The 25,894-nt window shown below is 60.3% G+C and carries 18 protein-coding genes and 1 pseudogene; 14 read left to right on the forward strand and 5 right to left on the reverse strand.

The genetic code is table 11. The features are described 5' to 3' along the window. Positions 1-22: 22 nt before the first annotated feature. A complete protein-coding gene (locus tag NQ559_RS10370; protein WP_018694871.1) occupies positions 23-886 on the forward strand; it encodes a nitroreductase family protein in 864 nt (287 codons plus the stop codon). Positions 887-1,228: 342 nt separating this feature from the next. On the opposite strand, the gene NQ559_RS10375 is transcribed toward NQ559_RS10370, so the two are convergent. From NQ559_RS10375 to NQ559_RS10385, 3 genes are all read right to left on the reverse strand, one after another. Next, positions 1,229-1,954 (reverse strand): DNA/RNA non-specific endonuclease, encoded by a 726-nt coding sequence (locus NQ559_RS10375; RefSeq protein WP_018694872.1) that lies wholly within the window; start codon positions 1,952-1,954, stop codon positions 1,229-1,231. 105 nt (positions 1,955-2,059) lie between these two features. Beyond that, on the reverse strand, positions 2,060-4,162 hold the full coding sequence (locus tag NQ559_RS10380; protein ID WP_018694873.1) for a BACON domain-containing protein: 2,103 nt from the start codon (positions 4,160-4,162) through the stop codon (positions 2,060-2,062). Between the two features lie 458 nt (positions 4,163-4,620). Then, positions 4,621-7,491 (reverse strand): putative LPS assembly protein LptD, encoded by a 2,871-nt coding sequence (locus NQ559_RS10385; protein ID WP_018694874.1) that lies wholly within the window; start codon positions 7,489-7,491, stop codon positions 4,621-4,623. A 142-nt stretch (positions 7,492-7,633) separates the two neighbouring features. Between NQ559_RS10385 and NQ559_RS10390 the strand changes: the two genes are divergently transcribed. The 13 genes from NQ559_RS10390 (at position 7,634) to NQ559_RS10450 (ending at position 23,114) form a co-directional block, all read left to right on the forward strand. After that, positions 7,634-8,920 (forward strand): N-acetylmuramoyl-L-alanine amidase, encoded by a 1,287-nt coding sequence (locus NQ559_RS10390; RefSeq protein WP_018694875.1) that lies wholly within the window; start codon positions 7,634-7,636, stop codon positions 8,918-8,920. 13 nt (positions 8,921-8,933) lie between these two features. Next, entirely contained in the window at positions 8,934-9,935 is a 1,002-nt protein-coding gene (locus tag NQ559_RS10395; RefSeq protein ID WP_018694876.1) for an MlaD family protein, read from the forward strand. 20 nt (positions 9,936-9,955) lie between these two features. Beyond that, complete coding sequence (locus NQ559_RS10400; RefSeq protein WP_018694877.1) at positions 9,956-12,451, forward strand: endonuclease MutS2; 2,496 nt, start codon at positions 9,956-9,958, stop codon at positions 12,449-12,451. A 120-nt stretch (positions 12,452-12,571) separates the two neighbouring features. Further along, positions 12,572-14,941: an alanine racemase gene (gene alr, locus NQ559_RS10405; protein ID WP_018694878.1), complete on the forward strand. Its 2,370-nt coding sequence runs from the start codon at positions 12,572-12,574 to the stop codon at positions 14,939-14,941. Between the two features lie 4 nt (positions 14,942-14,945). Then, positions 14,946-15,434: a hypothetical protein gene (locus tag NQ559_RS10410; protein WP_018694879.1), complete on the forward strand. Its 489-nt coding sequence runs from the start codon at positions 14,946-14,948 to the stop codon at positions 15,432-15,434. 1 nt (position 15,435) lies between these two features. Then, positions 15,436-16,146: an SAM-dependent methyltransferase gene (locus tag NQ559_RS10415; RefSeq protein ID WP_018694880.1), complete on the forward strand. Its 711-nt coding sequence runs from the start codon at positions 15,436-15,438 to the stop codon at positions 16,144-16,146. A gap of 66 nt (positions 16,147-16,212) precedes the next feature. Beyond that, a complete protein-coding gene (locus tag NQ559_RS10420) occupies positions 16,213-16,824 on the forward strand; it encodes a nucleotide exchange factor GrpE (RefSeq protein WP_018694881.1) in 612 nt (203 codons plus the stop codon). A 4-nt stretch (positions 16,825-16,828) separates the two neighbouring features. After that, positions 16,829-18,001: a molecular chaperone DnaJ gene (dnaJ, locus tag NQ559_RS10425; RefSeq protein ID WP_018694882.1), complete on the forward strand. Its 1,173-nt coding sequence runs from the start codon at positions 16,829-16,831 to the stop codon at positions 17,999-18,001. A gap of 341 nt (positions 18,002-18,342) precedes the next feature. Further along, positions 18,343-18,786 (forward strand): hypothetical protein, encoded by a 444-nt coding sequence (locus NQ559_RS10430; protein WP_018694883.1) that lies wholly within the window; start codon positions 18,343-18,345, stop codon positions 18,784-18,786. After that, positions 18,787-20,850 carry a DNA mismatch repair endonuclease MutL gene (gene mutL, locus NQ559_RS10435; RefSeq protein WP_018694884.1) on the forward strand — a complete coding sequence of 688 codons (2,064 nt, stop codon included), beginning with the start codon at positions 18,787-18,789 and terminating at the stop codon, positions 20,848-20,850. Positions 20,851-20,888: 38 nt separating this feature from the next. Further along, on the forward strand, positions 20,889-21,494 hold the full coding sequence (locus NQ559_RS10440; protein ID WP_018694885.1) for a rhomboid family intramembrane serine protease: 606 nt from the start codon (positions 20,889-20,891) through the stop codon (positions 21,492-21,494). 4 nt (positions 21,495-21,498) lie between these two features. Further along, a complete protein-coding gene (locus tag NQ559_RS10445) occupies positions 21,499-22,653 on the forward strand; it encodes an endonuclease/exonuclease/phosphatase family protein (RefSeq protein ID WP_018694886.1) in 1,155 nt (384 codons plus the stop codon). Positions 22,654-22,664: 11 nt separating this feature from the next. Beyond that, positions 22,665-23,114, forward strand: a complete 450-nt coding sequence (locus NQ559_RS10450) for a NanQ anomerase/TabA/YiaL family protein (protein WP_032135054.1) — start codon at positions 22,665-22,667, stop codon at positions 23,112-23,114. A gap of 96 nt (positions 23,115-23,210) precedes the next feature. On the opposite strand, the pseudogene NQ559_RS10455 reads toward NQ559_RS10450, so the two are convergent. Both NQ559_RS10455 and NQ559_RS10460 read right to left on the reverse strand, forming a co-directional pair. Further along, positions 23,211-24,365: pseudogene (locus NQ559_RS10455) on the reverse strand (multidrug effflux MFS transporter); the annotation flags it as partial. A 203-nt stretch (positions 24,366-24,568) separates the two neighbouring features. Then, positions 24,569-25,882, reverse strand: a complete 1,314-nt coding sequence (locus NQ559_RS10460; protein ID WP_026318187.1) for a UDP-glucose dehydrogenase family protein — start codon at positions 25,880-25,882, stop codon at positions 24,569-24,571. Positions 25,883-25,894: the final 12 nt, after the last annotated feature.

The raw sequence follows: 25,894 nt of genomic DNA on the forward strand, positions 1-25,894 counted from the left end.
GGTACTTAAAATTTCGGAAGATATGGATACGATCCGTGTGGATGGTGCGAGCTGCATCCGTTGCGGCCGCTGTGTGAAGGTGTGCCCTTCGCAGATTTTCGTACAGGAGAAGGCGGGCGGCCCCGTGGCGCTCTCGAAACCCGGGAACTGCATCGTCTGCGGGCACTGTGTCGCGGCCTGCCCGACGGGGGCGGTGCTGCATGCGGAATTCCCGTCCGGGAGGGTACACCCGGTCGATTATGCGGCCATGCCCACACCCGCTCAGGTCGAACTGCTGATGGCCGCGAGGCGCTCGAACCGGGCGCTGTCGCAGCGTCCCGTGCCGCAGGAGATGCTCGACCGGATCGTCGCGGCCGCCGACCTCGCTCCCACGGCCACCAACGCCCGGCAGTTGGGCTATACGCTCGTGACCGACCCTGTGCTGCTGCGCCGTATGAGCGAATATACGCTCGGCGTGTTCGGCAAGCTCGCGGATCGCCTTTCCCACCCGCTCGTGCGCCCGTGGCTGAGCCGTTTGTTGCCCGACGTCTACCGCTATATCCCCGTTTTCCGGAAAATGCGCCGCGAATATGCCGAGGGCAACGACCGTATCCTGCGGGGTGCGACGGCCGTGTTGCTGATCCATGCGCCGAAAGAGAGCCGGTTCGGCGCCGAAGATGCCAACCTCGCCTACCAGAACGCTTCGCTGATGGCCGAAGCGCTCGGGGTGAGCCAGATATATATGGGCTTCGTGCTGACCGCCGTGCGGCAGGATAAGAAAAAGGGGCTCTGCAAGATGCTGGGGCTCGCCGGTCGCCGTATCTGTGCCGTCATGGCGCTCGGGATGCCGCAGTTCCGCTACCCGAATTATATCGACCGCACGCCTTCCCCTTTGGAACGGAGATAGGCTTGCAGGGCTTCCCGGAGCCGTGCCCGGGAAATTTCAGTCGCTTTTTTCGGGGGCTTTGTTTCTTCGCTTCATCTGTCCGCTTGATCCGGCTGTTGTCTATGGAACCGCGGCCTCTCGCTCCTTTGTCTTTCCCGGGGGCTTTTGCCGCGGTTGCTCCGCCTGGCTGTCTTATCCGGTTGCTTCCAGTGGAAACCTCTCTTCTGCCCTCTTGCTGCAGAATTGTCCGTCCCCGCCTCTGCCCCTCCACTCGAATGCGGCCGGATAGCGCCGGTTGTCGCCGGGATACAAAAAAAAGCGGCCCCTGCACAGCAGAGGCCGCTTCTCCTTTGCGGCTCGGTGTCAGTTGCCCGAAAGGCCCCACTCCCCCGGGGAGTAGCCGCTTTTCGGAGCGTTCGGCACGTTGACGAAGAATTCGAACCCGCATTTGGCTTCGATCTCCGCCACGGATACCGCACAACCGTCCGGTGTCTGGGCCTTGTCTGTGGTTTGCTCGTACCAGAATCCGATGCATTGCAGTTCGTCGGCCGCAAGCGTGGTTACGGGTTGTCCCGTGGTGCCCTGCTTGGTGCGCAGCAATACCTTGTAATAATGCGTCGGTACGGGGCACGGGTTGCCGCCGTTGTCGGTCGTCGTACCCTCTGTCCCGTCAAAATAACATCCCGTTACCACATAGAGCGTATCGGCGCACATCCATCCGCGGACTCTGTTTTCCAGGGTGCCCCATGCACCGCTGTTGAATGTAGCGAGCTGTGGCGTCATGTTCGAATAGTAGGAAATCTGCTTGTTCGCCAGGTTGCTCACTTTCCGGTCGGCGTTGGGGACTTGGTGTCCCTTGTTGTAAGGTGCTCCCACGCCGCCCACCATCTGCTCGGTCTTTCCCAGCGACGGGTCGGCCGAGTAGGCCCTCTCTTTCGAAGCGTTCGGGGCTGTATAATAGGCGTGCAGCGGATATGCTGCCCATAGGGCCGCCTTTTTCGCCTTGTCATAACCCATTGCGAAATTGCGCGGGTAGGAACCGTTGCCCGTCGCCGCCACGTCGGTGATGTAGTGGCATATCTCGGTCACCGAAGTGTTCGCTGCGGGCAGTTCCGCCCACGATTTTCCTAATGCCGCTGTTCCTGTTCCCGGAGTAGGGTCTGGGGAAGGATCGCCTCCTTCCCCGCCCGGAGTTCAATTCGCCGGTTGCCAGGTTATGTCGCCTATCGTCGTTCTGTTCTGATTATTTTGTTTTATGGTAATAGTGGCGTCATAACCTTGACAGTCGATTGTCGGTATTTCGAATGCGCTTTTACTGTTTCCCGGAATAGTGATACTTGCTGCCGTGGCACCATTGGCTGTTATGGTGACTGTTGCCGAACCCTTGCTTGAGGTCAATGCATTGAATTTAAGGGCTGTAATACCTCCTGGGATCGTTACGGACATCGAGCCGTTTTTACCGATGGCTGCATATTTGTCGTTTATTACCACGACTCCGGCATTGGCAAGCGCCGTTTTGTCAGTGTTGGCCTGATTAGGATTACCACAGCCATTATAGCTCCATTGCGGGGTTCCAGTGGTTACTCCATTGAATGTGCCGCTGGAACCATAACTGGTAGTGCTGGGCACGGTGTAATTTTCGAAAGTCTCGGTTTCCCACATTACAGCCCCCGGTTTTGTCTGGGTGACGCTTACGGTTTGCGCTTCGGCGCCTTCGTACGATAATGTGATGGTGCCGGAACGTTCCTCGCCCTGATTTGCGTCTATCGTGAAAGAAACGCCGTCGACGTCATAAACGAATGAATTGAGCCAGGAAACGTTCGATGATGCGACGACCGACACCCCGTCTGTGGGATTATCAACCGTATAGTTGATGGTTTTGGTAGCGCTTTCCGCAGGAACGGACAAGGTCGTTTCCGATGTGATTTTCAGTACCGGAGGCAGGGTGATGTCATGGCCGGGAGCGATCTGTATGCTTTCGATAATTATTCTTTCTTTTGCGGCGGAGGGCTCGATCCTGATTTTCGTTTTCGAATTTTGTGCGTCGAATTTCAGCAGGTAGGTTTTGAACTCCTCGGTCAGGTCTGCGGTCGTGATTGCCGCGGATTCTCCGGCGGTTACTTTGATTCCGGAAGTATCTTTCGGCCAGACTTTGGCCGAAATCAGTACTGAGAACGGTGCGGAGAGATCCAGTTCGCTGGTGACGATATACCCGGAGTTGTCGCTCGAACTCATGCGTAGGCCATGCGGGGAGTTGTATTGATAAACATAGGAGTTCGCCACATACAAGTTGTTTCCGTTTTTGTCTTTGCGGGACAGGATATTTGTTGCGGAGTTTCCTGTCAGGTCACTGAAATCGTCGGTAAACGGCAGGCTCAGACCGGTTGCCGCGGCTGTGATGTGTTCGTCTGAAAGATTGACATTCAAAGTGGTGATCTTTCCTGTTTCCAGATCGATTTCATTGGACAGGACAATCTCTTTTTTGATGACATACCCTTCTGTCGCTGCTTCGACGACCAATTTCGACCCCGCAGCCAGCAATCGCGGATATACGCTTAAATAGGTGCCGCTGACACCGTTGATAACGTATTCCGTATTTGTCGTATAGGTCGCCGTTACGGTGTTGGAGCCGTTATAATAGGGTGCATACATCGTGTAGTTCAAGAGGTCTACAACAACCCGGCCTGCCAGTGTGTTGTCGCCATCGGTCGTAATGGACAATGACGATACGTGCTGGTCGGCCAGTTTTGCGCCTGTGGATTGGTCTTTGAGTACGACTTTGACGATGGCGCTCAATCGTCTGAATTCCAGATTGGCGACTTGCTGTCCCTCGGAATCGAGTGTAAGCGGTTTGCTGACCAGGATGTCGGCTTTGCCGTCGAACGAACTGGCTGTCGGGGTTTGGTTTGCCGGGAGATCGACTTTTGCACCCGTATTATCTCCTACTTTGTCGATTCCGTTGGCCGTGAATGGATAATAAGCGTAAATCGTTGATGAAATGTTCGCGTTCCCGGAAAAAGTCGTTGTTGCGGCGCGCTCCGTCGCATCGTTTGTGAAGGGGTAGTTGGACTTCGTCCCGTCGGTACTGATGCCTATCTGATCGCCGACAGACCAATAAGGAGTCAATCCGTCGATCTCGGTGCGGACTTCCGGTTTGAACTCAGGGTTTCCGGCCGTAAAAGTCATCTTGACGAGTTTGCCGGAAGGGGTGTCGATGCTGCTGTCTTCCTTTTGGCAGGCTGTAGCTGTTACAGCGGTGAGAGCTGCAAACAGTGTGATTTTAGAGAGACTTTTCATAGGGCTGCGGTATTAGAGTTCGTGTTCGCTTCCCGATCCGATACCTCCTGCACCGCCGCCGCTGCCCCAATCGTCATAGACGTCGGGTGGGGTGGGCGATGTTGCAAACCCTTTTTCAGTCTCGATGTCGATCGTCTCAATTACGGGCGGAAGATAGGTCGAATTTCCCCCCCCCCTTGCTGGTGGACAGATTGTAATTCATAAGGCTAAATTTTTTTGGTTGAAACATTTTCGTATCAAATATAGCAAAAAAATAGTCTATTCCCGTTAAAAAATTGTGAAATTCCGGTTCCCGGTCAAAATATATACACAAACGTCTGTTTTCCTGCCGGGTTTTGTCTGTTTGGCGTATTGTTGCCGGTGCCGACGGCGGGAAACGACGACCGTGCCGCATTGCCGCAGCCGGTAGCCGGATTGTCTGGGATGAAAGGGTGGGTGGATGAGCCGGGGATCGGGATTTAGTACATATTGTCGTACATCGACTGGCTCTTGTCGTATTTGAGGTCTGAAAGCGATGCCGCCTTTACGCCGATGTTGAAGCTCCAGCTGCGGTGGAACCCGAAGGGTATCCACGAGAACGACATCTGCCAGCAGTGCAGGTCGCGCGAGATGGAGATCGACGAGGTGGTGAGTTTGTTCGCCTTGATGTCGTAACCGCCCTGGAACGTGATGCCGGTCTTGGGCGTTATGGTAAGGCTGCCGTTGAAGCTGACGGTCTGCGTGACGTTCTTCTTGTATCCTTTGGGCGGGTAATTGCCCGTCGATATGTTGTAGTTGATGGCATAGTTGAACCCGAAGTTCCACGGCAGCGAGAAATCGTAGTACATCTGCGACATGTATTGCCGCCGCAGTACGGGATCCATGTTGCCGTAGGGGTCGTAGTAGGGGTTCATGTATTCGGGCGGGATGCTGGTGATGTCGTTGATGGCCGATTGCGAGCGGTCTTCGCGCGATTTGAACGTATAGCCGAACGACCAGCCCGTCGAGACGATACGCCCCGGGAAGAAGAGCTTGTTGTAGCGTTTGCCGTCGGGGGTCAGCCGGTAGGGGTCGAGCGTCATCGAGAGGTTGATGCCGAAATTCTTGAAGATCGTCGTGCGGAACGAGATCGGGATGGTCGAGAGCCCCATCGAGTCGGCCAGGAAATTGTACGACCCGCTGATGCGCAGCTCGTCGATCAGCTTGATCTTCTTCACGCCCGAGGTGTCGCGCTTCGACAGTACCTTCATTTCGAGGTTCTGCGACAGCGAGAAGTTCATCGACATCGACCGTCCGGAACTGGGGACGCCGTATGCGTTGACCGAATAGGGCGAATAGGTGGTGAAACGTCCTGTCGAGTCGGTCTGCCGCGTCTTGTAGTAGCCGTATTTCGGGTCGCCGAAGTCCGGCGTATAGGCGAATCCGATCGAAGGGGTGAGTGTGTGGCGGATGGCCTGGATCTTACGATCCTTGCGCTTCTTGGTGAAGTCGTACATGCCGTATACGGTCGTCGATGCCGAGACGTTGAAGTTGTAGTTGTAGAGGCGGTAGAACCCGTATTGCGTCGGCAGCGTGTCCACCTTGTTCGTGACGGGGTTCCAGTCGAATTCGACTTTTTTGAAATACCACTTCTCGTTGTAGGTCGCCGACGGCGAGATGTTGATGTAGTTGAACAGGTTGAACGACGCCGATATGGGGATGTTGTGCTCGATACCGTTCTTCATGTTGTCGAGCGTCTCCTTCGAGAAGATCTTGTCCTCGGTGGTCGTCACCGAGTTGGTCATCTTGCCCGTATACTGCATCGAGATCTTTTCGTACCACCGCTCTTTGCCCATGCGCTCCTTGCGCTTGAAGGGGTAGAAACGCGAGACGTTGAAAACCACGGTCGGCAGCGTTACCGAGAGGCTTTTGTTCTGCGAGTTCTGCGAGATGGACATGTTCGCCGAGAGCGAGAAGGGGGTTCCCGCCCAGTTCTTCGAGTAGGCGATCGACGAGTTGGTCTGCGTCGAGAGGATGTCGTTGAGGTTGGTCGCCGAATATTTGCTGTAACCGCTCGTGGCGAAGTTCACCGATGCCGAGAAGGTCGACCCGGGGTTGGCCTTGGGATCCTGGGAGTGCGTCCACTGGATGCGGAAGTTGCTCTGCTTGATATAGTCCGGCTCGCCTTTTTCGCCCGTCTTGATGTTCGAGTACTGCATGTTGAAACTGCCGCTGTACTTGTAGCGTTTGATATAGCGCGATGCGGCCGACGCCTCCCACGAACCGAGCGTGTAGATACCGCCGCGTACGGCCAGGTCGGCATAGTCGCCCAGCGTGAAATAGTAACCCATGTCGCGCAGGAAAAACCCCTTGGAGTATTCCTCGCCGTAGGTGGGCATCAGCAGACCCGATTTGGGACCCATGTTGATCGGGAAGAAGCCCTCGGGGATGCCGAGGAAGTAGATCGGCACGTCCTCCATGACCAGGTAGGCCGGCCCCGTGACGACTTTCTTGCCGGGGATGACCTTGGCCTTGGTCATCGCCAGGTAGAAGTGCGGGTGGTCGGTCTCGTCGCAGGTCGTGTATTTGCCGTGCTGGATGTTGACCGTGTTGTCGGGCATTTTCTTCACGCTGCCTCCGACCAGCCAGCCGTCGCCCTGCTGCGTCGCCACGCCCTTGATCTTGGCCTTCTTCGAGGTGAGGTTGTAGGTGATCGTATCCATCGTGTACGATGCGTCGCCCTCGGAGAATTCGGGTTTGGTGACGATCGGTTTGCCTTCGAGCGAGTCGGGCTTGCCGTATGCATAGACCATCTTGGTGTCCATGTTGATCTGCATGTAGTCGGCCTTGAGGTTGCTGTTCTGATAGGTGATGTCGCCTTCGTTGTAAATGTAGACCATCTTGTTGCGCACGTCGTAGACCAGCGAGTCCTTGTTCTTGCCCGTGATCGGGTCGTCGAGGAACGCCCCCGGTTTCTGGGGCTTTTTCTCTTTCACCGTGTCGCGGGCGATGGTGTCCGCCCCGCGGCCTTCGAGCGAGTCGCCTTTCTGCGTGATGAGCGAATCGAGCTGTGCGCCGAAGAGCGAATCGCGCTGCTCCTGCGGCAGGGCTTCGAATGCGGCGCGGCGGCGTGCCTGTTCCCGGGCGGCGCGTGCCTGCTCGCGGCGGTCGCGGCGGCTTTGGGTCGCAGCTTCCGGCACTTCGGCCGCGGCTTCGGAATGGGTCTGGAGGGAATCGGACAGGCGTTGGCGGAGGCTGTCTTCGGCTGCCGAGGCAAGCATTCCCCGGGGTACGGACGAGCCGAACACCAACTGGGCGAAGAGTAGGAGTGCCGCCGCCGAAAACAGATATTTTACCCTGATTCTATCCAAAATCCCAATAATTTTTCGTACCTTTGCCGACATGTCGGCAAAAACGCCTGGATCGGGGCCTCGATGCACTCCCGCCGGGTTTTTTAGGCGCGACAAAGATAGGTAAAAAATTACAGAAAGCTCACATTTGGCTCCATTAAATATGCGCACACGACTGTTCCTGTTATTCGCGTTTGCGGCCGTTACCGTTCTAATGAACGGTGCCACGGCCGGGAATATTGCGCACGGGGTCGAAGTTGTGGTCATCGATGCCGGACACGGCGGGAAATTCCCCGGGGCGCACTACGGCAATGTCTACGAGAAAGACCTCACGCTGAAGGTGGCGCTCAAACTCGGGAAGCTCATCGAGGAGGGGATGCCGGGCGTGAAGGTGGTCTATACCCGCAAGACGGACAAGGCGCTGGGCACCGACTTGGCAACCGACCTCCAGGCGCGTGCCGACATCGCCAACAAGGCCGGCGGCGACCTCTTCGTTTCGATCCACGTCAATGCTGCGAAATCCTCGGCGGCACGGGGTGTCGAGACGCTCATCATGGGCGAAAGCCCCAAGGAGCAGCGTTACAACGAGAACGCCCTGTTCGAGAACAACCGCGAAGACCTGATCGACATGTCGGACGAGCGGACGGCGGCCATCGTGCGGGCATATATCCAGAACCTGCAATTCACCTACGGCGAGTACAGCATGGCGCTGGCGCGCTGTATCCAGAATAATTACCTGAAGGCCGGGCGCCATTCGCGGGGCATCAAACCCCAGCTGCTGCGTGTGCTCTATGCCACCGACATGCCGGGCGTGCTGACCGAGATCGGTTTCATGTCCAACGCCCAGGAGATGGCCTATATGAAGTCGGAAAAGGGGCAGGACGAGATCGCCCGCTCGATTTACGAGGGCGTGAAGGACTATTCGGCCTATGTGCTCGAAACGCGCAGAGCCGGGGAGGAGGCCGCGGCCTCTCCGAAGCCCGTTAAAGAGCCCGAAACGCAGGTCGTCATCGGGAAGGAGCCCGTGCGCCCTGCGGAGCAGGACAAGGCATCCGATACGCCTGCCGGGAAGTCCGGACGGAAGCCTGCCGGGAAGGCCGCCACCCCGGAAAAGGCGGAGCCGCAGAAGGCTGCGGGCAAATCCGGGGCGCAAAAGCCGGAACCGCAGAAACCGGCCGGGGCCGAAGCTGCCCCTAACCAAGCTGCCCGGCCGTTGCGCTATACCGTGCAGGTGCTGGCCAGCGCGCAGACCGTGCCGACCTCGTCCGCACGTTTCAAATCCTACCGCAACAAGGTGAAACAGTATACCGCCGAGGGGCGGTTCCGCTATAAATATTGCGTCGGCGAGTACGACACCCGTGCCGCAGCCCAGAAACGGCTGGCCGAAGTACGCAAGGTTTTCCCCGATGCCTTCGTCGTGAGCTGCCGGGGCACGCAGATTGTGAAATGAAAATAAACGAGCTATGAAAAGGGAAGTTAAGATCGGCATATTCGCCGTGGCGATGATCGGCGTCGCCTGGGCCGGAATCCGGTTTCTGAAAGGTTTCGACATTTTCAGCCGGAACGTCGAGTATTATGCGGCCTACGACCAGATCAACGGCGTGCAGAACGCGTCGCCGATCATGATGAAGGGCGTGAAGATCGGTTCCGTGACACGGCTTTCGTTCGATCCCGCCCGCAGCGACAAGGTCGTGTTGCAATTCACGATCAAGCGCCAATACCGCATTCCGTCCGATTCCGAGGCCAAAATCTTCAGCAACGGACTGATGGGCGCCAAGGCGATCGAAATCACCTACGGCACGGCCGACACCTACCTCCAGAAGGGCGATACGCTGCGTTCGAGCCGCGACCGCGATCTGATGGACATGGCCGGCTCCGAGCTGGATTTCTTCAAGCAGAAGGTTTCGCAGCTCACCACCGACCTTTCGCGCACGCTCGAAAACCTGAACGGCCTGATGGAAACCAATGCGGACAACATCGCCGGGACGCTCGGCAACCTGAACTCCGTGACGGGCGACATGGCCGAGATACTCTCGGCGGAGAAAAACAGCCTGAAGAGCGCACTGGACAACCTTTCGAAATTCTCCGACATGCTCGGCGAGAATGCCGGGCGCGTGGACAGCATCATCGGCGACGTGGATCGTTTCACCTCGCAGCTCACCGAGGAACAGTTTGCCCGCAAGCTTTCGCAGGCCGTGGAGCATCTCGACGGTCTCGTGGCACGCATCGCGCAGGGCGAAGGCACGGTCGGCAAGCTCATCAGCGACCCCGAACTGTACGATTCGCTCGAAAAGGCCAGCGACAACCTCGCGGCGCTGCTGGCCGATGTCAAACAATACCCCGGCCGTTACGTCCACCTCTCGCTCTTCGGGCGCAACCCCGAAAAGATGAAGGAGCGTGCCGACAGGAAGGCCGCCAAGGCTGCTGCCAAGGCTGAGCGCGATTCGCTCAAGCGGCTGCAGTAGCCCATCAACCCGACATAGAGATGATTTATCCTGCAAACTTCGAGCAGAAGATCGGCTTCGACCGGCTTCGGGAACAGGTTGCAGCGCTTTGCACCATGCGTGCCGCCCGCGGGAAGCTCGCCGAAGAGACTTTCTCGGCCTCGGCGCGCGAGATCGGGCGGAGGCTGGAACTTGCCGACCAGATGCGCCTGCTGCTCGACATGGAGCACGATTATCCCGGCGGGGAATATCCCGACGTCGACCATGTCGTTGCCAAACTGCGTGTCGAGGGGACGTTCCTCGACGTGGGGGAGGTGGTGACCCTGCACCGGGCGCTGAGCCTCGTCGGCAGCGTCGTTGCGTTCATCCTCGCCCGCGAAGGGCAATATCCGGCGCTGTATGCCCGCAGCCGCGGCGTCGAGGCATTCCCCGGGATCGTGCAGCGGATCGACGCCATCGTCGATCGTTTCGGCAATATCCGGGACAATGCTTCGCCGGCCCTGCTGGAGATCCGGCGTGCCATCCGCGAACGCGAAGGGCAGGCCGCCAAGCGGTTGCAGGCGGTGCTCGCCGCCGCCAAGGGGGCCGGTATCGTCGATGCCGACGCCCAGATCTCGATCCGCGAAGGGAAGGCCGTGATCCCGGTCGCCGCGGCCAACAAACGCAAGTTGCAGGGCTTCATCCACGACGAATCGGCCACGGGGCGTACGTTCTACGTCGAACCGGTCGAGGTCGTGGAGATCAACAACGAGCTGCGCGAACTGGAATATGCCGAGCGGCGCGAGATCGTCCGCATCCTCTCGGAGTTCACCGATTCGGTGCGCCCCGATGCCGGGCTGATCGCCGCGTCGGGCGACTACCTGGCCGAGATCGACATGCTGCGTGCCAAGGGACGCTGGGCATCGCAGAACGGCTGCGTGAAACCGATCATCTCGGACGACGACCGGCTGGTGCTGAAGAATGCCCGCCACCCGCTCCTGCAGCAAACCCTGCGGGCGCAGGGGCGCGAGGTCGTACCGCTCGACATGCAGCTCGACCGCCGCAAGCATATCCTTGTCATTTCGGGGCCCAATGCGGGCGGCAAGTCGGTCTGCCTCAAGACCACCGGCCTCGTGCAGTATATGTTCCAGTGCGGGTTTCCCGTCCCGGCATCGGAGGTTTCGGAACTGCCCGTGTTCCGTTCGATCTTCATCGACATCGGCGACGAGCAGTCGATCGACGACGACCTGTCGACCTATTCGTCGCACCTGCTCAACATGAAGAACATGCTCTCGGGGGCTTCGTCGTCGGCGCTGGTGCTGATCGACGAGTTCGGGTCGGGTACCGAGCCGGTCATCGGCGGAGCCATCGCCGAGGCCATCCTCGAACGCCTGCTGGCCAAAGGGTGCTACGGCGTCATCACGACCCACTATGCCAATATCAAGTACTATGCGTCGAATACCGAGGGCATCGCCAATGGCGCCATGATGTTCGACGTGCAGAATATCCGCCCGCTGTTCCGCCTCGAAATGGGCAAGCCGGGCAGTTCGTTCGCCGTGGAGATCGCCCGCAAGATCGGGCTCCCGGAGGATATTATCCGCGCGGCGGGCGAGAAGGCCGGCAGCGACCATATCAACATCGAGAAGCAGCTGCGTGAGATCGCCCGCGACAAGCATTACTGGGAACAGAAGCGCGACCGCATCCGCCAGACCGACCGCAAGGTCGAGGAGCTGGAGCAGACCTATGCCGGGCAGTTGTCGAAGATCAGGGCCGAGCGGCAGGAGATACTCAAAAAGGCCAAGCTGGAGGCGCAGCAGCTGATCGCCGATGCCAACCGGCAGATCGAGAATACGATCAGGACGATCCGCGAGGCGCAGGCCGAAAAGGAGCTGACGCGCCTTGCGCGCCGCGAACTGGACGATTTCCGCGACGCGGTGGCGAAGGCCGACACGGCGGACAAGGACGCCGAGGTCGCCCGCGAGATCGAACGTATCGAGCGCCGCCGTCAGCGGCGTGAAGAACGCAAGGCGCAGCGGGGCGAGGCGCAGGCGGCGGGGGCTGCCCCTGCCGAGGCTCCGAAACCGCGCGAGGTGGAGGCCGGGTCGAAAGTCCGCATGGCCGGACAGGATATGGTCGGCGTGGTGCAGTCGGTCAAGGGGCGCAAGGCGCAGGTTGCCTTCGGCCAGATACTGACTACGGTTGACCGGAAGATGCTGACCGTGGTCTCGAACAGCGAGTTCCGCGAGGCGACACGCCCGCAGACGGCGCGGACGGTGGTGTCGGCCGACATTTCGGCCCGCAAGCTCAGCTTCAAAGACCATATCGACGTGCGGGGCATGCGTGCCGCTGAGGCGCTGGACGCCGTGCAGGATTTCATCGACGACGCCCTGATGGTGGGCGTGGGGTCGGTGTCGATCCTCCACGGCAAGGGCACGGGGGCTCTCAAGGAGGAGATACGCCGCTACCTGCGCACGGTGCCCGAGGTCGAAAGCGCCCGCGACGAGCATGCCGACCGGGGCGGGGCGGGAATTACGATCGTGACATTTGACCTTTCGTGAGGACGGCTGCCTCCGGCGCTTCCGCTCGCGGCAGCCGCATACTCCGCGTATGTTCCTGCCCCGCCGGTTTCGTGAAGCCCCGGATGCCATCCGCCCGGCGAAAAACGGATAAGATACAGGATGAACTACAAACTCTCGGAAATAGCCGCCGTTGTCGGCGGGAAATTTACAGGCTGCGATGCCGAAGTGCGGTCGGTCGTCACCGACAGCCGCTCGCTGTCGTGCGAACTGGGCTGCTGCCCGATGTTCGTGGCCATGCGCGGTGCCAACCACGACTCGCACGGCTTCGTCGCCCAGATGTCGGCGCGCGGCGTGCGTGCGTTCCTCGTCGAACGTGACGTTGAGTGCCCCGCCGGTTGCGGCTTCGTGCGTGTGGACAACGCCATCGACGCCCTGCAACGCCTTGCGGCGCACTACCGTGCGCAATTCAAGGGTACGGTCGTCGGCATCACCGGTTCGAACGGCAAGACCGTCATCAAGGAGTGGATCGCCGAAGAACTGCCCGCGGGGATGAAATATTACCGCTCGCCGAAAAGCTACAATTCGCAGCTGGGCGTGCCCCTCTCGGTGCTGATGCTCGAAGGCGACGAGGAGCTGGCGGTCTTCGAGGCGGGCATTTCGAAGCCCGGCGAGATGGAGCGGCTGGAACGCATCATCCGTCCCGACGTGGTTGTTTTTACCTCGATCGGCGACGCGCATCAGGAGAATTTCCTCAATCTCGAGCAGAAGTGCGACGAGAAAATGGTGCTGGCCCGCAATGCCTCGAAAATCATCTACCACAGCTATTACGAGCCGCTGGGGGGCATGGTCGCGGCGCGTTTCGCCGACCGCAAGCCCCTCGATGCCGCGTCGTTCCCCGAGGTGCCGGAGTCGGTCATCGGCAACGCCGCATCGCGCCGCAATGCCCAGATCGTCGAGGCGTTCTGCGCCGCGATGCACTATCCCGCGCCGTCGTTCGCCTCGGCGCCCACGGTGCCCATGCGTCTCGAGGTGAAGGAGGGCATCAACGATTCGATCCTGATCAACGACGCCTATAACCTCGACCTCAATTCGCTGGCGCTGGCGCTCGATTACCTGCACGGCGTGGCGCTGAACCGCCGCCGTACGCTCGTCCTGTCGGACATCTCGCAGAGCGGGCTTTCCGACGGCGAGCTCTACGGCCGTGTCGCGGGGATGGTCGCACGGGCGGGCGTCGACTTCCTGATCGGCATCGGCCCGCGCCTGAAACGCCATGCAGGTCTGTTCGGCTGCGACAAGGAGTTTTACGCCTCGACCGACGAGTGCATCGCGCGCATCGACCGCAGGGCCGTGGCCGGGCGTGCCATCCTGCTGAAAGGCGCCCGCGATTTCCGCTTCGAGAAACTGGCGCACGCCCTCGCGCGCCGCAGCCATACGACGGTGCTGGAGGTCGACCTCGACGCCATGACGCACAATCTCAATTTCTTCCGTTCGAAGCTCAGCTTCGGTACGAAACTCGTGGCGATGGTCAAGGCCGGCTCGTACGGTGCCGGCGATTTCGAAGTCGCGCAACTGTTGCAGCACCAGGGCGTCGATTACCTGGCCGTGGCGTTCGCCGACGAAGGGGTACTGTTGCGCGAGCGGGGCATTTCGATGCCCGTCGTGGTGCTCAACGCCGATGCCGACAGTTTCGATCAGATGATCGCCAACCGCCTCGAACCCGAGATATACAGCCTCCATTCGCTCGGCGCCTTCGCCGGGGCCGTGGTGCATGCGGGCGAGAGCCGTTACCCGATCCATATCAAGCTCGACACGGGTATGCACAGGCTGGGATTCACGGACGACGAAGTCGGGGCGCTGTGCAGGGCGCTGGCGGAAACCCCGCAGGTCAAGGTCGCCTCGGTCTTCTCGCACCTCAACTGTGCCGACATGCCCGAAGAGGATGCCTATACCCGGGCGCAGATCGCCCTGTTCGACCGCATGAGCGCCCGCGTCGCCGCCTCGCTGCCCTATCCGGTCATCCGCCATACGGCCAATTCGGCCGCCATCGAACGCTTCCCCGAGGCGCAGTTCGACATGTGCCGCCTCGGGCTGGGGCTTTACGGCTTCGGCTACCGGCATAACGGGATGCTGCGTCCCGTCTCGACCCTCCGCACGCGTATCGTGCAGGTCAAGCACCTGTCTGCGGGCGAGGCCGTAGGGTATGGACGGGCCGGGAAACTCACGCGCGAAACTACGACGGCGACGATCCCCATCGGATATGCCGACGGGCTCGACCGCCACCTGGGCTGCGGCCGCTGGTCGGTGCTGGTGGCCGGGAGCCCCGTCCCCATCGTCGGACGCATCTGCATGGACAGCTGCATGGTCGACATTACGGGGATTCCCGGCGTGAAGGAAGGCGACGAAGTCGTGGTCTTCTCGCCCGAGCCGGGCAACGACCTGGAAACGATGGCCCGCGTACTCGATACGATTCCCTATGAGATCATGACCTCGGTTTCGGGGCGCGTAAAACGGATTTACCTCAAAGAATAACGTTATGAAATGCTATGATTGCGGCGGTGAAATCGCTTCCGGAACCGGAACGTGTCCCTCCTGCGGTTGCCCCGCCGGGCGCGATGAGGCCGCCGAGTGCCTCGGGGCGCGGCTGCTGACGGCACAGCTCGAATCCGAATCGGCCCTCGACCAGTTGGGCAAGGCTCGCAGCGCCATGTTCGCCGCGGCGTTGCTGGCGCTCGCCAGCGGCGTGGTCGAACTGGTCAACGCCCAGGGAAACGGGGTGAGACTGATGGTCGGAATCGTGATGCTCGTGCTGGCGGGCGGCTATGTGGCTATCGGCTGCAATGTCCGCAAATCCCCGCTGGTGCTTTCGGTTGCGGGGCTGGTCGTGAGCGCATTCTTCCTGAGCGGTGTTTTCGGGGTGGTGATCGCCGGTGTCATGGCGCTGAGCGTCTGGTTTGCGGTGCTGTATACGAAGGCCGCCGGCCGGGAGCGGGAACTCCGGGCCAAACTCGAAAAACTGAAATAAGATGTACGGAACGCTCTATCTGATCCCGTGTCCGATTTCGGACGAAACGGCACCGTGGGACGTGCTGCCTGCGGCGAACCGTGCCGTGATGGATTCGCTCGACTATTTCATCGTCGAGAACACCCGTTCGGCGCGGCGGTTCCTGTCGAAGGCCGGCATCGCGCGGCCGATCGACACGCTGGAGTTCCGCGAGCTGAACGAACATACCGTCGCCGGGCGTGAGGTCGAAGAGCTGGTGAAACCGCTCGTTGAGGGCCGCTCGGCGGGGGTTGTTTCCGAAGCGGGCGTGCCGGGCGTCGCCGATCCCGGGGCACTGGTCGTCGAGGCGTGCCACCGCCACGGTATCCGCGTGGTGCCGCTCGTCGGGCCGTCGTCCGTCATCCTGGCCGTCATGGCTTCGGGGCTCAACGGGCAGTCGTTCGCCTTCAACGGCTACCTGCCCGTCAAGCCGCCCGAACGGGTGCAGGCGATCCGTCGCTTCGAACGCCGTGCGCAGTCCGAACGCCAGTCGCAGCTCTTCATCGAGGCGCCTTACCGCAATGTGAAGCTGATGGAACAGCTCCTGCAAACCCTTGCCCCCGAGACGCGCCTGACGCTGGCGATGGACATTACCGCTCCCGGCGAATATATCCGTACGCTCCCCGTGCGCGAGTGGCGGTCGGTGCGGCTGCCGGAAATGAACAGGCGCCCGGCGATTTTTATCATCGGGTAGGCATGGCCCGGCGGTTGGTATACAATTTGTTCGAATATAAGACGGAAAATCTGAAAAACACGAGATATGAAAAAGGAAAAAACTTATAATGAGGCTGTTGACGGTGACGAAGGATTCGTTCCCGGTGAAGGTTACCCTTCGTGCGACGGCGAACCCTGTGCCAATGTGTCAGACGATTCGCAGGACGGGACTGACACAATGGCAGACGCTGCCGAAGGCGGCGACAAGGCCGGAGCGGGATCGGATCTGACGGCGGCGCTGGCCGAGTGGCAGGATAAATTCATCCGCCTGCAGGCCGAATTCGATAATTACCGCAAGCGTACGCTCAAGGAGAAGATGGACTTGGTGCAGACCGGCGGTCGTGACGTGCTGCTGGCGATGCTCCCCGTGCGCGACGACGTGCAGCGTGCCGTCGATGCCATGCAGAAGAGCGACGACATCGAGGCGCTGCGTGCCGGCGTGATGCTTATTTCACAGAAATTTACCGATACGCTCCGCCAGAAAGGGGTCACCGAGATCGACGTCAAGGGCAAGGAGTTCGACGCCGACCTCTGCGAGGCGGTGGCTAAATTCGCTGCCGGAGAGGAAATGCAGGGCAAGGTCGTCGACATTGTCCAGACGGGTTATATGCTGGGTGATAAGGTGCTGCGTTTCGCAAAAGTTGTTGTAGGAGAATAATGTCATGGCAGAAAAGAGGGATTACTACGAAGTGCTGGGCGTCCAGAAAAACGCTAACGCTGACGAAATAAAGAAGGCTTACCGCAAGGCGGCCATCCAGTACCACCCCGATAAAAACCCGGGTGACAAGGAGGCCGAAGAGAAATTCAAGGAGGCGGCCGAGGCATACGATGTGCTGTCGAACCCCGACAAACGTGCCCGTTACGATCAGTTCGGCCATGCCGGGATGAGCGGCGCCGCGGGTGGCGGGGCAGGCGGCTTCGGCGGCTTCAGCGGCGGCGGTTTCTCGATGGAGGATATCTTCTCGCAGTTCGGCGATATTTTCGGCGGACATTTCGGTGGCGGGTTCCGCTCGTCGTCGTCATCGGGCGGCGGGCGGCGCGTGAACCGGGGATCGGATATCCGCATCAAGGTCAGGCTGACCCTCGCAGAGATCGCCAACGGCGTCACCAAGAAACTCAAGATAAACAAGACCATCGCCTGCGATAAGTGCGGCGGTACGGGGGCCAAGGACAGCAACTCCTACTCGACCTGTTCGACCTGCAACGGTACGGGTTATGTGACGCGTGTGGAGAACACCTTCTTCGGCCGTATGCAGACGCAGGGCGTCTGCCCCACGTGCGGCGGTACGGGCAAAGTCATCACCGCACCCTGCGACAAGTGCAAGGGCGAGGGAACCCTCCGCGGTCAGGAGGTCGTGGAGATCCGAATCCCGGCCGGCGTGGGCGAGGGGATGGTGCTCACCGTCACGGGCAAGGGTAATGCCGCCCGTCACGGAGGCGTCAACGGCGACCTGCAGGTCATGATCGAAGAGGAGTCCAATCCCGAGTTGGTGCGTGACGGCAACGACCTGATCCACAACCTCAATATCACCGTTACGACAGCCCTGCTGGGCGGTACGGTCGAGGTGCCGACGGTCGATGGCCGTGCCAAGATCAAGATCGCCCCGGGAACGCATGCCGGCAAGGTGCTGCGCCTGGGCGGCAAGGGGTTGCCCGACGTCAACGGCTATGGCCGCGGCGACGAACTGGTCGTGGTCGACATCACGATCCCTTCGAAGCTTAGTGCCGAGGAGAAGCGGCTGGTCGAACAGCTGGCGCAGCAGCCCGGTTTCCAGCATGCCGAATCGGTCAAGAACCAGAATATCTTCGAGCGGATGAAGAGTTTCTTCCGGTAGGGAAGCAGCGGTTTGCATATGCGGCGGGATGTCGGGGGACTTTGCGGGCCACGGCATTCCGCCGTCGTTCGCAGCGCCTCTTCCGCTGCGGTGCACGGAGGCTTGCGGGCGTATTCCCCGCCGCCTTTCCCGGGGCCATTGCGCCTGTTACCAGCCTGTTTGAGGGGTGTTTCCCCTCCCGCACCGCTGCCGGGGTTTTCCCCTGCTGCGGGGCATCGGACGTCTGGCACCGCATCCTCGGCAGGACTTTACGGGCGCCGCAGGCGGAAAAAAGGGTTTTGCAGGCAATAAAATTGCCGGAGAATTCGTATCTTTACCAAAAATAATTAGGAGGACACGCCATGTTAGGTTTCACCCCGTTCAAGAGACACGCCAACAAGTTCAACTACATACCGCGCTACTACGATCCCGAAAAGGAGGCGCGCGAGCAGCGCCGTGCCGAACTTCGCGGCGAGAGGGTCGAAGACGGGGATCGTGAGTACCGTCCCGGACAATATATCCGTACGCAGCGCGATGCCCGTGCCGCCCGCCGTTCCAAGGAGGATGACAAGGGTCGTATGCGCATCTGGAAGATGGCCGGTGCCGCAGTTATCGTCCTGCTGTTCATCTACATCCTTTATCCGAAGCTCGCCGATGTGTTCCTGCGCGCCCGTACGGCGCCGGCACAGACCGAATCCGCTGCCACCGAATCCGCTCCGCGCAACGGGCTCGACCAGACGGGTATTTCCGACGTAGAGTGGCAGGAGCAGCCTATCACGGTGGTTCCCAACGATTATCAGGAATAAATGGCAGATAAGATCAGATTATTACCCGAAGTCGTCGCCAACCAGATTGCTGCGGGCGAGGTCGTCAACCGTCCCGCATCGGTGGTCAAGGAGATGATGGAGAACGCCATCGACGCCGGCGCCCGTACCGTGAAGGTCAACTTCCGTGACGGGGGCAAGGATTTGATCCAGATCGTCGACGACGGCTCGGGCATGTCGCCCATCGACGCGCGTATGGCCTTCGACCGCCATGCCACCAGCAAGATAACTTCCGTCGAAGACATCTACGCCCTCAATACGTTCGGGTTCCGCGGCGAGGCGCTCGCTTCGATCGCCGCCGTGGCGCAGGTCGAACTGCGCACGCGGCAGGAGGGCGACGAGGTGGGTACCCAGACCGAAATCAACGGCGGCCAGTTCGCCGGGCAGACTCCCGTGATGTGTCCCGTGGGGGCGCAGTTCTTCGTGCGCAACCTTTTTTACAACGTGCCCGCCCGCCGCCGTTTCCTCGACAAGAGTACGACTTCGGCCGCACAGATCAAGGCCGAATTCCAGCGTGTTGCGCTGTGCAACCCCCATATCGCCTTCGAACTTTACGCCAACGACGCTCCGGTCTATACGCTCTGTGCCACGTCGCTGGCGGGACGTATCGTTGACGTGGTGGGACGCCATATCAAGCAGAACCTGCTGGAGGTCGATGCCGACACCTCGATCGCCCGCATCGGGGGCTATATCGGCCGTCCGGCTGCCGCCAAGCGGCGCAACGGCGAGCAGTACCTCTTCGTCAACGGACGTTATTTCAAGAGTTCGTACCTCACGAGCGCCATCATGAAGGCCTATGAGAAACTGATCCCCGAGAGCAGTTCGCCTTCCTATTTCCTCTACCTGACGATCGACCCTTCGCGCATCGACGTCAATGTCCACCCGCAGAAGACCGAAGTGAAATTCGCCGACGAGGAGGCCGTCTGGCAGATCATCAACGCCGCCGTGCGCGAGACGCTCGCCAAGACGGGGGCCGTGCCGCTGATGGATTTCGACCGCGACGGCATCGTCGAGATCCCGGCATTGAGCAAAGGGGCCGTCTACAGCGAGCCCCGCGCCATGTCCAACGGCGACTACAATCCGTTCCGCGAGGAGTATATCGACCCTACGGCACCCGATCCCAATGTCGATTTCACGGGCTTCGATGTCCCGTACGACGATCGCGGACAGACGCTTTCCGATACGGCCGGGACGGGCTTCGCCCCGCGCGCCGGTATGGGCGGCGGCAAGTCGGGGGACAGTGCGTCCGGTGGCAGCCTGCCCGGCGGGCTGCGCAGCGCCGGCAGCGGATTTACCCTTCCGCAAACCCCGCCGGCGGGGGAGGATTTCACCATCCCTTCCTCGGCAGCCGACGGGTTCGAGGATTTCGTTTCGGGGAGCAGTTTCGAGGTGGAGTCCGGCGCCGGGTTCGGGACGAGTGCCCTGGAGTTCATCCCTTCCGGGGCTACGGCCGGGCAGCAGCGGCTGGCGGTCGAGGGGCGTCCGGAATTTACCGATCCCCTGCCGTTGGGCGGCGGGTACCTCGCCGCGCTGCTGGGCGGGAGGTTCGTCGTGGTGGACGTGCGGCGTGCCCGCGAGCGCATTCTTTATGAGGATTACCTGAAGATGCTCGGAAACGGGTCTTCCGTGAGCCAGCAACTGCTTTTTCCCGAGCGGCTGGTGTTGTCGGGCGACGAATATGCGCTGCTCGAGGAGAACGCCGTGGAATTCGCGTCGCTGGGATTCGACATCGACTTTGCGGGGGAGGGGACGATCGAGGTGAAGGGCACTCCGGCCGATATGCCGGCCGATGCCGTCGACCAGATGGTCTACGACCTGCTGCAAGCCTTTTCGACGCCCGTGTCGCTCGCGGATCAGCGCCGCGAGAAGATCGCCGCCGTCATGGCGCGCGGCGGGGCGAAAGGCATTCCCCGCAATATGTCGCGCGACGAAGCCGCCGTACTGCTCGCCCAGCTCGCCGCTACGGGCAATTTCAGTTTCTCGCCCTCGGGCAAAGCCATAACTGCAGAAATAACCCCCGAAGATATCCGTACCAAACTGGGATAATCCGGTGGAAAAACGTACTTTTGTAAAAATTTTACGCAATGAACAGCTATTTTCAGACACCCCCGGTGGTGAAAAACCTGATAATCATCAATGCCCTGGTCTACATGGCTACGGCCCTGATCCAACCGGCACATAACGCCATCATGGAGTATTGCGCCCTGTGGCTGGGAGCGCCGTTGTTCCACACCTACCAGTTCGTCACCTACATGTTCGTGCATGCCAATTTCGAGCATATCTTCTTCAATATGTTCGCCTTGTGGATGTTCGGGCGTACGTTGGAATACGAATTGGGGTCGAAGCGTTTCCTGACCTATTACATGGTTTGCGGCATCGGTGCGGCGCTGATCCAGTATTTCACGGCGCTGGCGTTCGGCGAGCTGCCCATGTCGCTGGTCGGTGCTTCGGGCGCGGTGATGGGGCTGCTGCTCGCCTTCGGCGTCATGCACCCCAATGCGGTCATCATGCTGCTGATCCCGCCGATCCCGATGAAGGCCAAATGGTTCGTCATCATCTACGGCGTCATCGAACTTTTCCTCGGCTGGCGCGGCGTAGGCAATGTGGCGCATTTCGCCCACGTGGGCGGTATGCTTTGGGGTTTCCTGCTGCTCCACTGGTGGAAGCAGCGCGGCATAATCCGCTTCTGAGCCGATGTCCGGCGAATTCTATAAGAACGATTACGGCAGCCGGCGCGGGGAGAAACCGCACCGCAGCCTGCTCATGTGGCTGCTCGACCTGGTGATGACGCTCCTGACCGTCGTTGTCGGGGCCACGATGGCCGTCACCTATTTCGTCCCTTATGTGAACCCCGCCGGGGTCTGGTTCTTTCCCCTGCTGGGGCTTGCCGCCCCGGCGATCTACGTCGCTACGGTCATCCTGGCGCTCTACTGGGTCATCCGCTGGCGGCTGCTCCGCGCCGGGACGATGCTGGCGCTGGTCGTCATCGGTCTCTTCAAGGTTTCGCTCTTCTATAAGCCCGAATTCCGCCGCAGCTACGGCGAGGAGAGCTACGACCGCCGGGCTTTCAAGGTCATGACCTATAACGTGCGCAGTTTCTTCGGCGAAAGCGGAGCCAGCAATGTCGATGACATCGTGCGCCTGATCGGCGAATACGATCCCGATATCGTCTGCATGCAGGAGTTCAATGCCCGCCTGGCCGAGAAATCCGACGATTTCGCCCTGTTGGACGAGAAATACGAAAGCGCGGCCTTCGGCCGTACGCAGGCTCCCGATTCGCTGTACGGGGCATCGCTTTTCATCCTGAGCAAATACCGTATCCTGCGCTCGGGCATCGTGCTGACCCCCAATACGTCGGTCTGGGCCGACCTGCTGATCGGTGACGATACGGTGCGCGTGTTCAACAACCACCTGCGTTCGACGGCGATCAAGGCGGCCGACAACGAATATATCACCAACCGCGATTTCATCTCCGACACGGCACGCGAAGTCAAGATCCGCAGCATCGTGAGCCGCCTGCGCGAGAACAGCATCCTGCGTGCCGCACAGGTCGACAGCATTGCCGATGTCATCGCCGACGCGCGTGCGCGGTGCATCGTCTGCGGCGATTTCAACGATACGCCGATGTCCTATGTCTACCGCACGATGGCCGGGGGGCTGAACGACGCTTTCAGCAAGAGCGGTTCGGGCTATTCGCATACTTTCCGCGGCTTCTTCAATACGCTGCGCATCGACTATGTCCTCTGCTCCGACAGTTTCGACCCGGTTTCCTACGAGGTGCCTCTGGTCGAATATTCGGATCACCTGCCCGTCGTGGTGCGTCTCCAAAAGAATCTACTGAATAACTAATCCGATAAACTATGATTTTCGACTCTTTGAAGAACAGCGCGCTCTATTATCCGGTGAGCCCGCGTCTGGAAAAAGCCTTCGGCTTCATCGCTTCGACCGACTGGGAAACGATGGAGCCGGGGATCCATGAACTCGACGGCAAGGACATCTATGTCAACGTAATGGAACCTGCGCTGAAAAAACCGGCGGATGCCAAACTCGAAATACACGACGCCTATATCGACATCCAGGTGCTGATCCGCGGCGAGCAGGAGACTTTCGGGTGGAGCGAGCGTGCCGACCTGCGCAAGCCGCTGGGCGAATTCGATGCCGGGAAGGATATCCAGTTCTTCGACGATGAGCCGCAGACCTTCTATACGCTGCGCCCGGGGCAGTTCACGATCCTCTTCCCCGAAGACGGCCATGCGCCGATGATCGGCGAGGGCGATGTGCGCAAGATCATTGTCAAAGTCCGCAGGTGATTCGTTGTCCGGGACAGATAACGGGCCGGTTCCCATGCGTGGGAGCCGGCCCGTTCCGTTGTCAGGCAGCCGCGAGCCGTGGCGGGGCGAGGCGAGGCGCATCGCGAGGCGTATGCAGAGCCATGAGCAGACGGCGCAGACGACGAACACGGTGCCCGTCGAGAGAAGTATGTCGCCGATCCCGACCAGCGGCGAGACGATCCCGCCGAAGGCGAAGCATACGGCGCCCAGCAGTGCCGACGCCGTCCCCGCATTCTCCCGGGCACTTTCCATCGCCAGTGCCGTCGAAGTCGTGAAGGTTAGCCCCATGGCGAACAGGAGCGCGAACATCAGCAACTCGTAAACCCAGAAGTTGCAGCCCGCGGCGAGGGCTATGGCTTCGGCCACGGCGAAGAAGATCATCCCCGCACAACCGGTGCTGGTGCCGTTTTCGGGGCGGCGGAACCTGACCGAGAGTGCGGCTGCGCCCCCGATGGCGACGGCGTTGACCGCAAAGCAGATGCTGAACTGGAAAGGCGTGAACCCGTAGTGCTGCTGCACGATAAAGGGCGACGAAGCGATGTTGGCGAACAATATGCCCTGGGCGAACCCCAACTGGAAGATATAGCACAGGTAGCGGCGGTTGCGGAGCGTCGTTTTGAACCCGCGGAGTATATCCGCCCACTCCACGGTGCTTCGGTTGGTTGCCGGGAGCGATTCGCTGAAACGGAAGCTGCCCGCGAGCAGCACTATGCCCAGTCCCAGCAGGATCGTGAAGATACCCCGCCAGCCGATGATGCCGGTGAGTGTTCCGCCGACGATCGGTGCCGCCACGGGGGCTATGCCGTTGATCGCTCCGATCAGGGCGAGCATCTTGGCCAGTTCGCGGCCTGAGAATTTGTCCGTCGCCACCGAGCGGGAGATCACGATGCCTCCCGACCCCGCGATGCCCTGCACGAAGCGCAGAAACACGAACTGTTCGATGTCTGCGGCGAAGATGCAGAACACTGTCGAGCCCAGGAACAGCCACATGGCCGTCAGCAGCGGGGTGCGGCGGCCGTATTTGTCGCTCAGCGGCCCGAAGAAGAGCTGTCCGCAGGCCAGCCCGATCATGCTTGTGGTCAGTCCCAGCTGTACCATCGACGACGAGGTGCCGAAATCGTCCGCCATGGCGGGCAGCGCCGGCAGGTACATGTCGGTGACGAAGGGCCCGAATGCGGTCAGCAGCCCCAGCAGGACGAGCAGGAATGTTTTGGAATTATCTTTATCCATGTGCTTTTATGGTTTTGGCACCACAAAAATACACCGAATTATCGGGCGGTGATTGGCCTTTTCCTGCAGGGTGTGGTTCATTTTCGGCATGCGGACTGCCGTCCCGTCTGCCGGTAAAAGCCCCGGAGCGGAAGCTCCGGGGCTTATTGCGGTGCAGGGCGCGGCATCGGCCGGATGCCCTGCGGCGGGTTATTTCCCGCCGCCTATTTCCCGATCCCGTAGTAGCGCAGCCCGGCGTTGAGCACCTCTTCCTTGTCGAAGATGTTGCGGCCGTCGACCAGGATGTTGTCGCGCATGAGCGTGAGCAATTGCGGCCAGTCGGGCATCCGGAACTGTTTCCACTCCGTGACGAGTGCGATGGCATCGGCGCCCTTTGCAGCTTCGTACATCGAACCTGCGTAATGCACCCCTTCGTCGCCGATCCTGCGGCGGGCTTCCTCCATCGCCACGGGGTCGTAGACCCGAACCGTGGCGCCCGCCTTACGCAACAGGTCGATCACCACCAGTGCCGGCGCTTCGCGCATGTCGTCCGTTTCGGGCTTGAACGCGAGGCCCCATATCGCGATGGTTTTTCCGTGCAGGTCGCCCAGTGCCCGTTGCAGTTTGCCGAACAGGATGGATTTCTGCCCTTCGTTGACCCGTTCCACCGCCTCGATGACCTGCATCGTATAACCGTGTTCCTGGGCCGTACGGGCCAGGGCTTTCACGTCCTTGGGGAAGCACGAGCCGCCGTAGCCGCAGCCGGGGTAGAGGAACTTGCTGCCGATGCGGGCATCGGATCCGATGCCCTTGCGCACCATTTCGACGTTCGCCCCTACCAGGTCGCAGAGATTGGCGATCTCGTTCATGAACGAAATGCGGGTCGCCAGCATGGCGTTGGCCGCGTATTTGGTCATTTCCGCCGAGGGGATGTCCATGAACAGCACCCGGAAATTGTTGATCAGGAACGGACGGTACAGGCGGGTCATCAGCTTGCGCGCCCGTTCGCTCTCGATGCCTACGACCACGCGGTCGGGCGACATGAAATCCTTGATGGCCGCGCCTTCCTTCAGGAATTCGGGGTTCGAGGCCACGTCGAACGGTATCTTGCAGCCGCGTTTGTCTATCTCTTCCCGGATCACGGCCTTGACCTTCTGCGCCGTACCGACGGGTACGGTGCTTTTGGTGACGAGCACCGTATACTTCTTGATGTTGCGGCCGAACGCACGGGCGACTTCGAGCACGTATTTCAGGTCTGCCGAACCGTCCTCGTCGGGCGGTGTGCCGACGGCCGAGAAGACTACTTCCACCTTGTCCAGGCAGTCCGTCAACTCGGTCGTGAAGTGCAGGCGCCCCTCCTCGACATTGCGTTTGACGAGTTCTTCGAGCCCCGGCTCGTAAATCGGGATGAGGCCGTTGTTCAGGGCGTCGATCTTTTTCCTGTCGACGTCGACGCACGTAATATCGAGCCCCATTTCTGCGAAACAGGCACCCGATACGAGGCCGACATAACCCGTACCCACGACTGCGATTTTCATCATATTATGTCC

The organism is Alistipes onderdonkii (assembly GCF_025145285.1).
Classification (GTDB): Bacteria; Bacteroidota; Bacteroidia; order Bacteroidales; family Rikenellaceae; genus Alistipes; species Alistipes onderdonkii.

What these genes read in the sequence shown, in the direction of transcription:
- NQ559_RS10370 (WP_018694871.1), top strand. Translation starts at nt 23, where the DNA reads ATGGATACGATCCGTGTGGATGGTGCGAGCTGCATCCGTTGCGGCCGC.
- NQ559_RS10380 (WP_018694873.1), bottom strand. Translation starts at nt 4,162, where the DNA reads ATGAAAAGTCTCTCTAAAATCACACTGTTTGCAGCTCTCACCGCTGTA.
- NQ559_RS10390 (WP_018694875.1), top strand. Translation starts at nt 7,634, where the DNA reads ATGCGCACACGACTGTTCCTGTTATTCGCGTTTGCGGCCGTTACCGTT.
- NQ559_RS10395 (WP_018694876.1), top strand. Translation starts at nt 8,934, where the DNA reads ATGAAAAGGGAAGTTAAGATCGGCATATTCGCCGTGGCGATGATCGGC.
- NQ559_RS10400 (WP_018694877.1), top strand. Translation starts at nt 9,956, where the DNA reads ATGATTTATCCTGCAAACTTCGAGCAGAAGATCGGCTTCGACCGGCTT.
- alr (WP_018694878.1), top strand. Translation starts at nt 12,572, where the DNA reads ATGAACTACAAACTCTCGGAAATAGCCGCCGTTGTCGGCGGGAAATTT.
- NQ559_RS10410 (WP_018694879.1), top strand. Translation starts at nt 14,946, where the DNA reads ATGAAATGCTATGATTGCGGCGGTGAAATCGCTTCCGGAACCGGAACG.
- NQ559_RS10415 (WP_018694880.1), top strand. Translation starts at nt 15,436, where the DNA reads ATGTACGGAACGCTCTATCTGATCCCGTGTCCGATTTCGGACGAAACG.
- NQ559_RS10420 (WP_018694881.1), top strand. Translation starts at nt 16,213, where the DNA reads ATGAAAAAGGAAAAAACTTATAATGAGGCTGTTGACGGTGACGAAGGA.
- dnaJ (WP_018694882.1), top strand. Translation starts at nt 16,829, where the DNA reads ATGGCAGAAAAGAGGGATTACTACGAAGTGCTGGGCGTCCAGAAAAAC.
- NQ559_RS10430 (WP_018694883.1), top strand. Translation starts at nt 18,343, where the DNA reads ATGTTAGGTTTCACCCCGTTCAAGAGACACGCCAACAAGTTCAACTAC.
- mutL (WP_018694884.1), top strand. Translation starts at nt 18,787, where the DNA reads ATGGCAGATAAGATCAGATTATTACCCGAAGTCGTCGCCAACCAGATT.
- NQ559_RS10440 (WP_018694885.1), top strand. Translation starts at nt 20,889, where the DNA reads ATGAACAGCTATTTTCAGACACCCCCGGTGGTGAAAAACCTGATAATC.
- NQ559_RS10445 (WP_018694886.1), top strand. Translation starts at nt 21,499, where the DNA reads ATGTCCGGCGAATTCTATAAGAACGATTACGGCAGCCGGCGCGGGGAG.
- NQ559_RS10450 (WP_032135054.1), top strand. Translation starts at nt 22,665, where the DNA reads ATGATTTTCGACTCTTTGAAGAACAGCGCGCTCTATTATCCGGTGAGC.
- NQ559_RS10460 (WP_026318187.1), bottom strand. Translation starts at nt 25,882, where the DNA reads ATGAAAATCGCAGTCGTGGGTACGGGTTATGTCGGCCTCGTATCGGGT.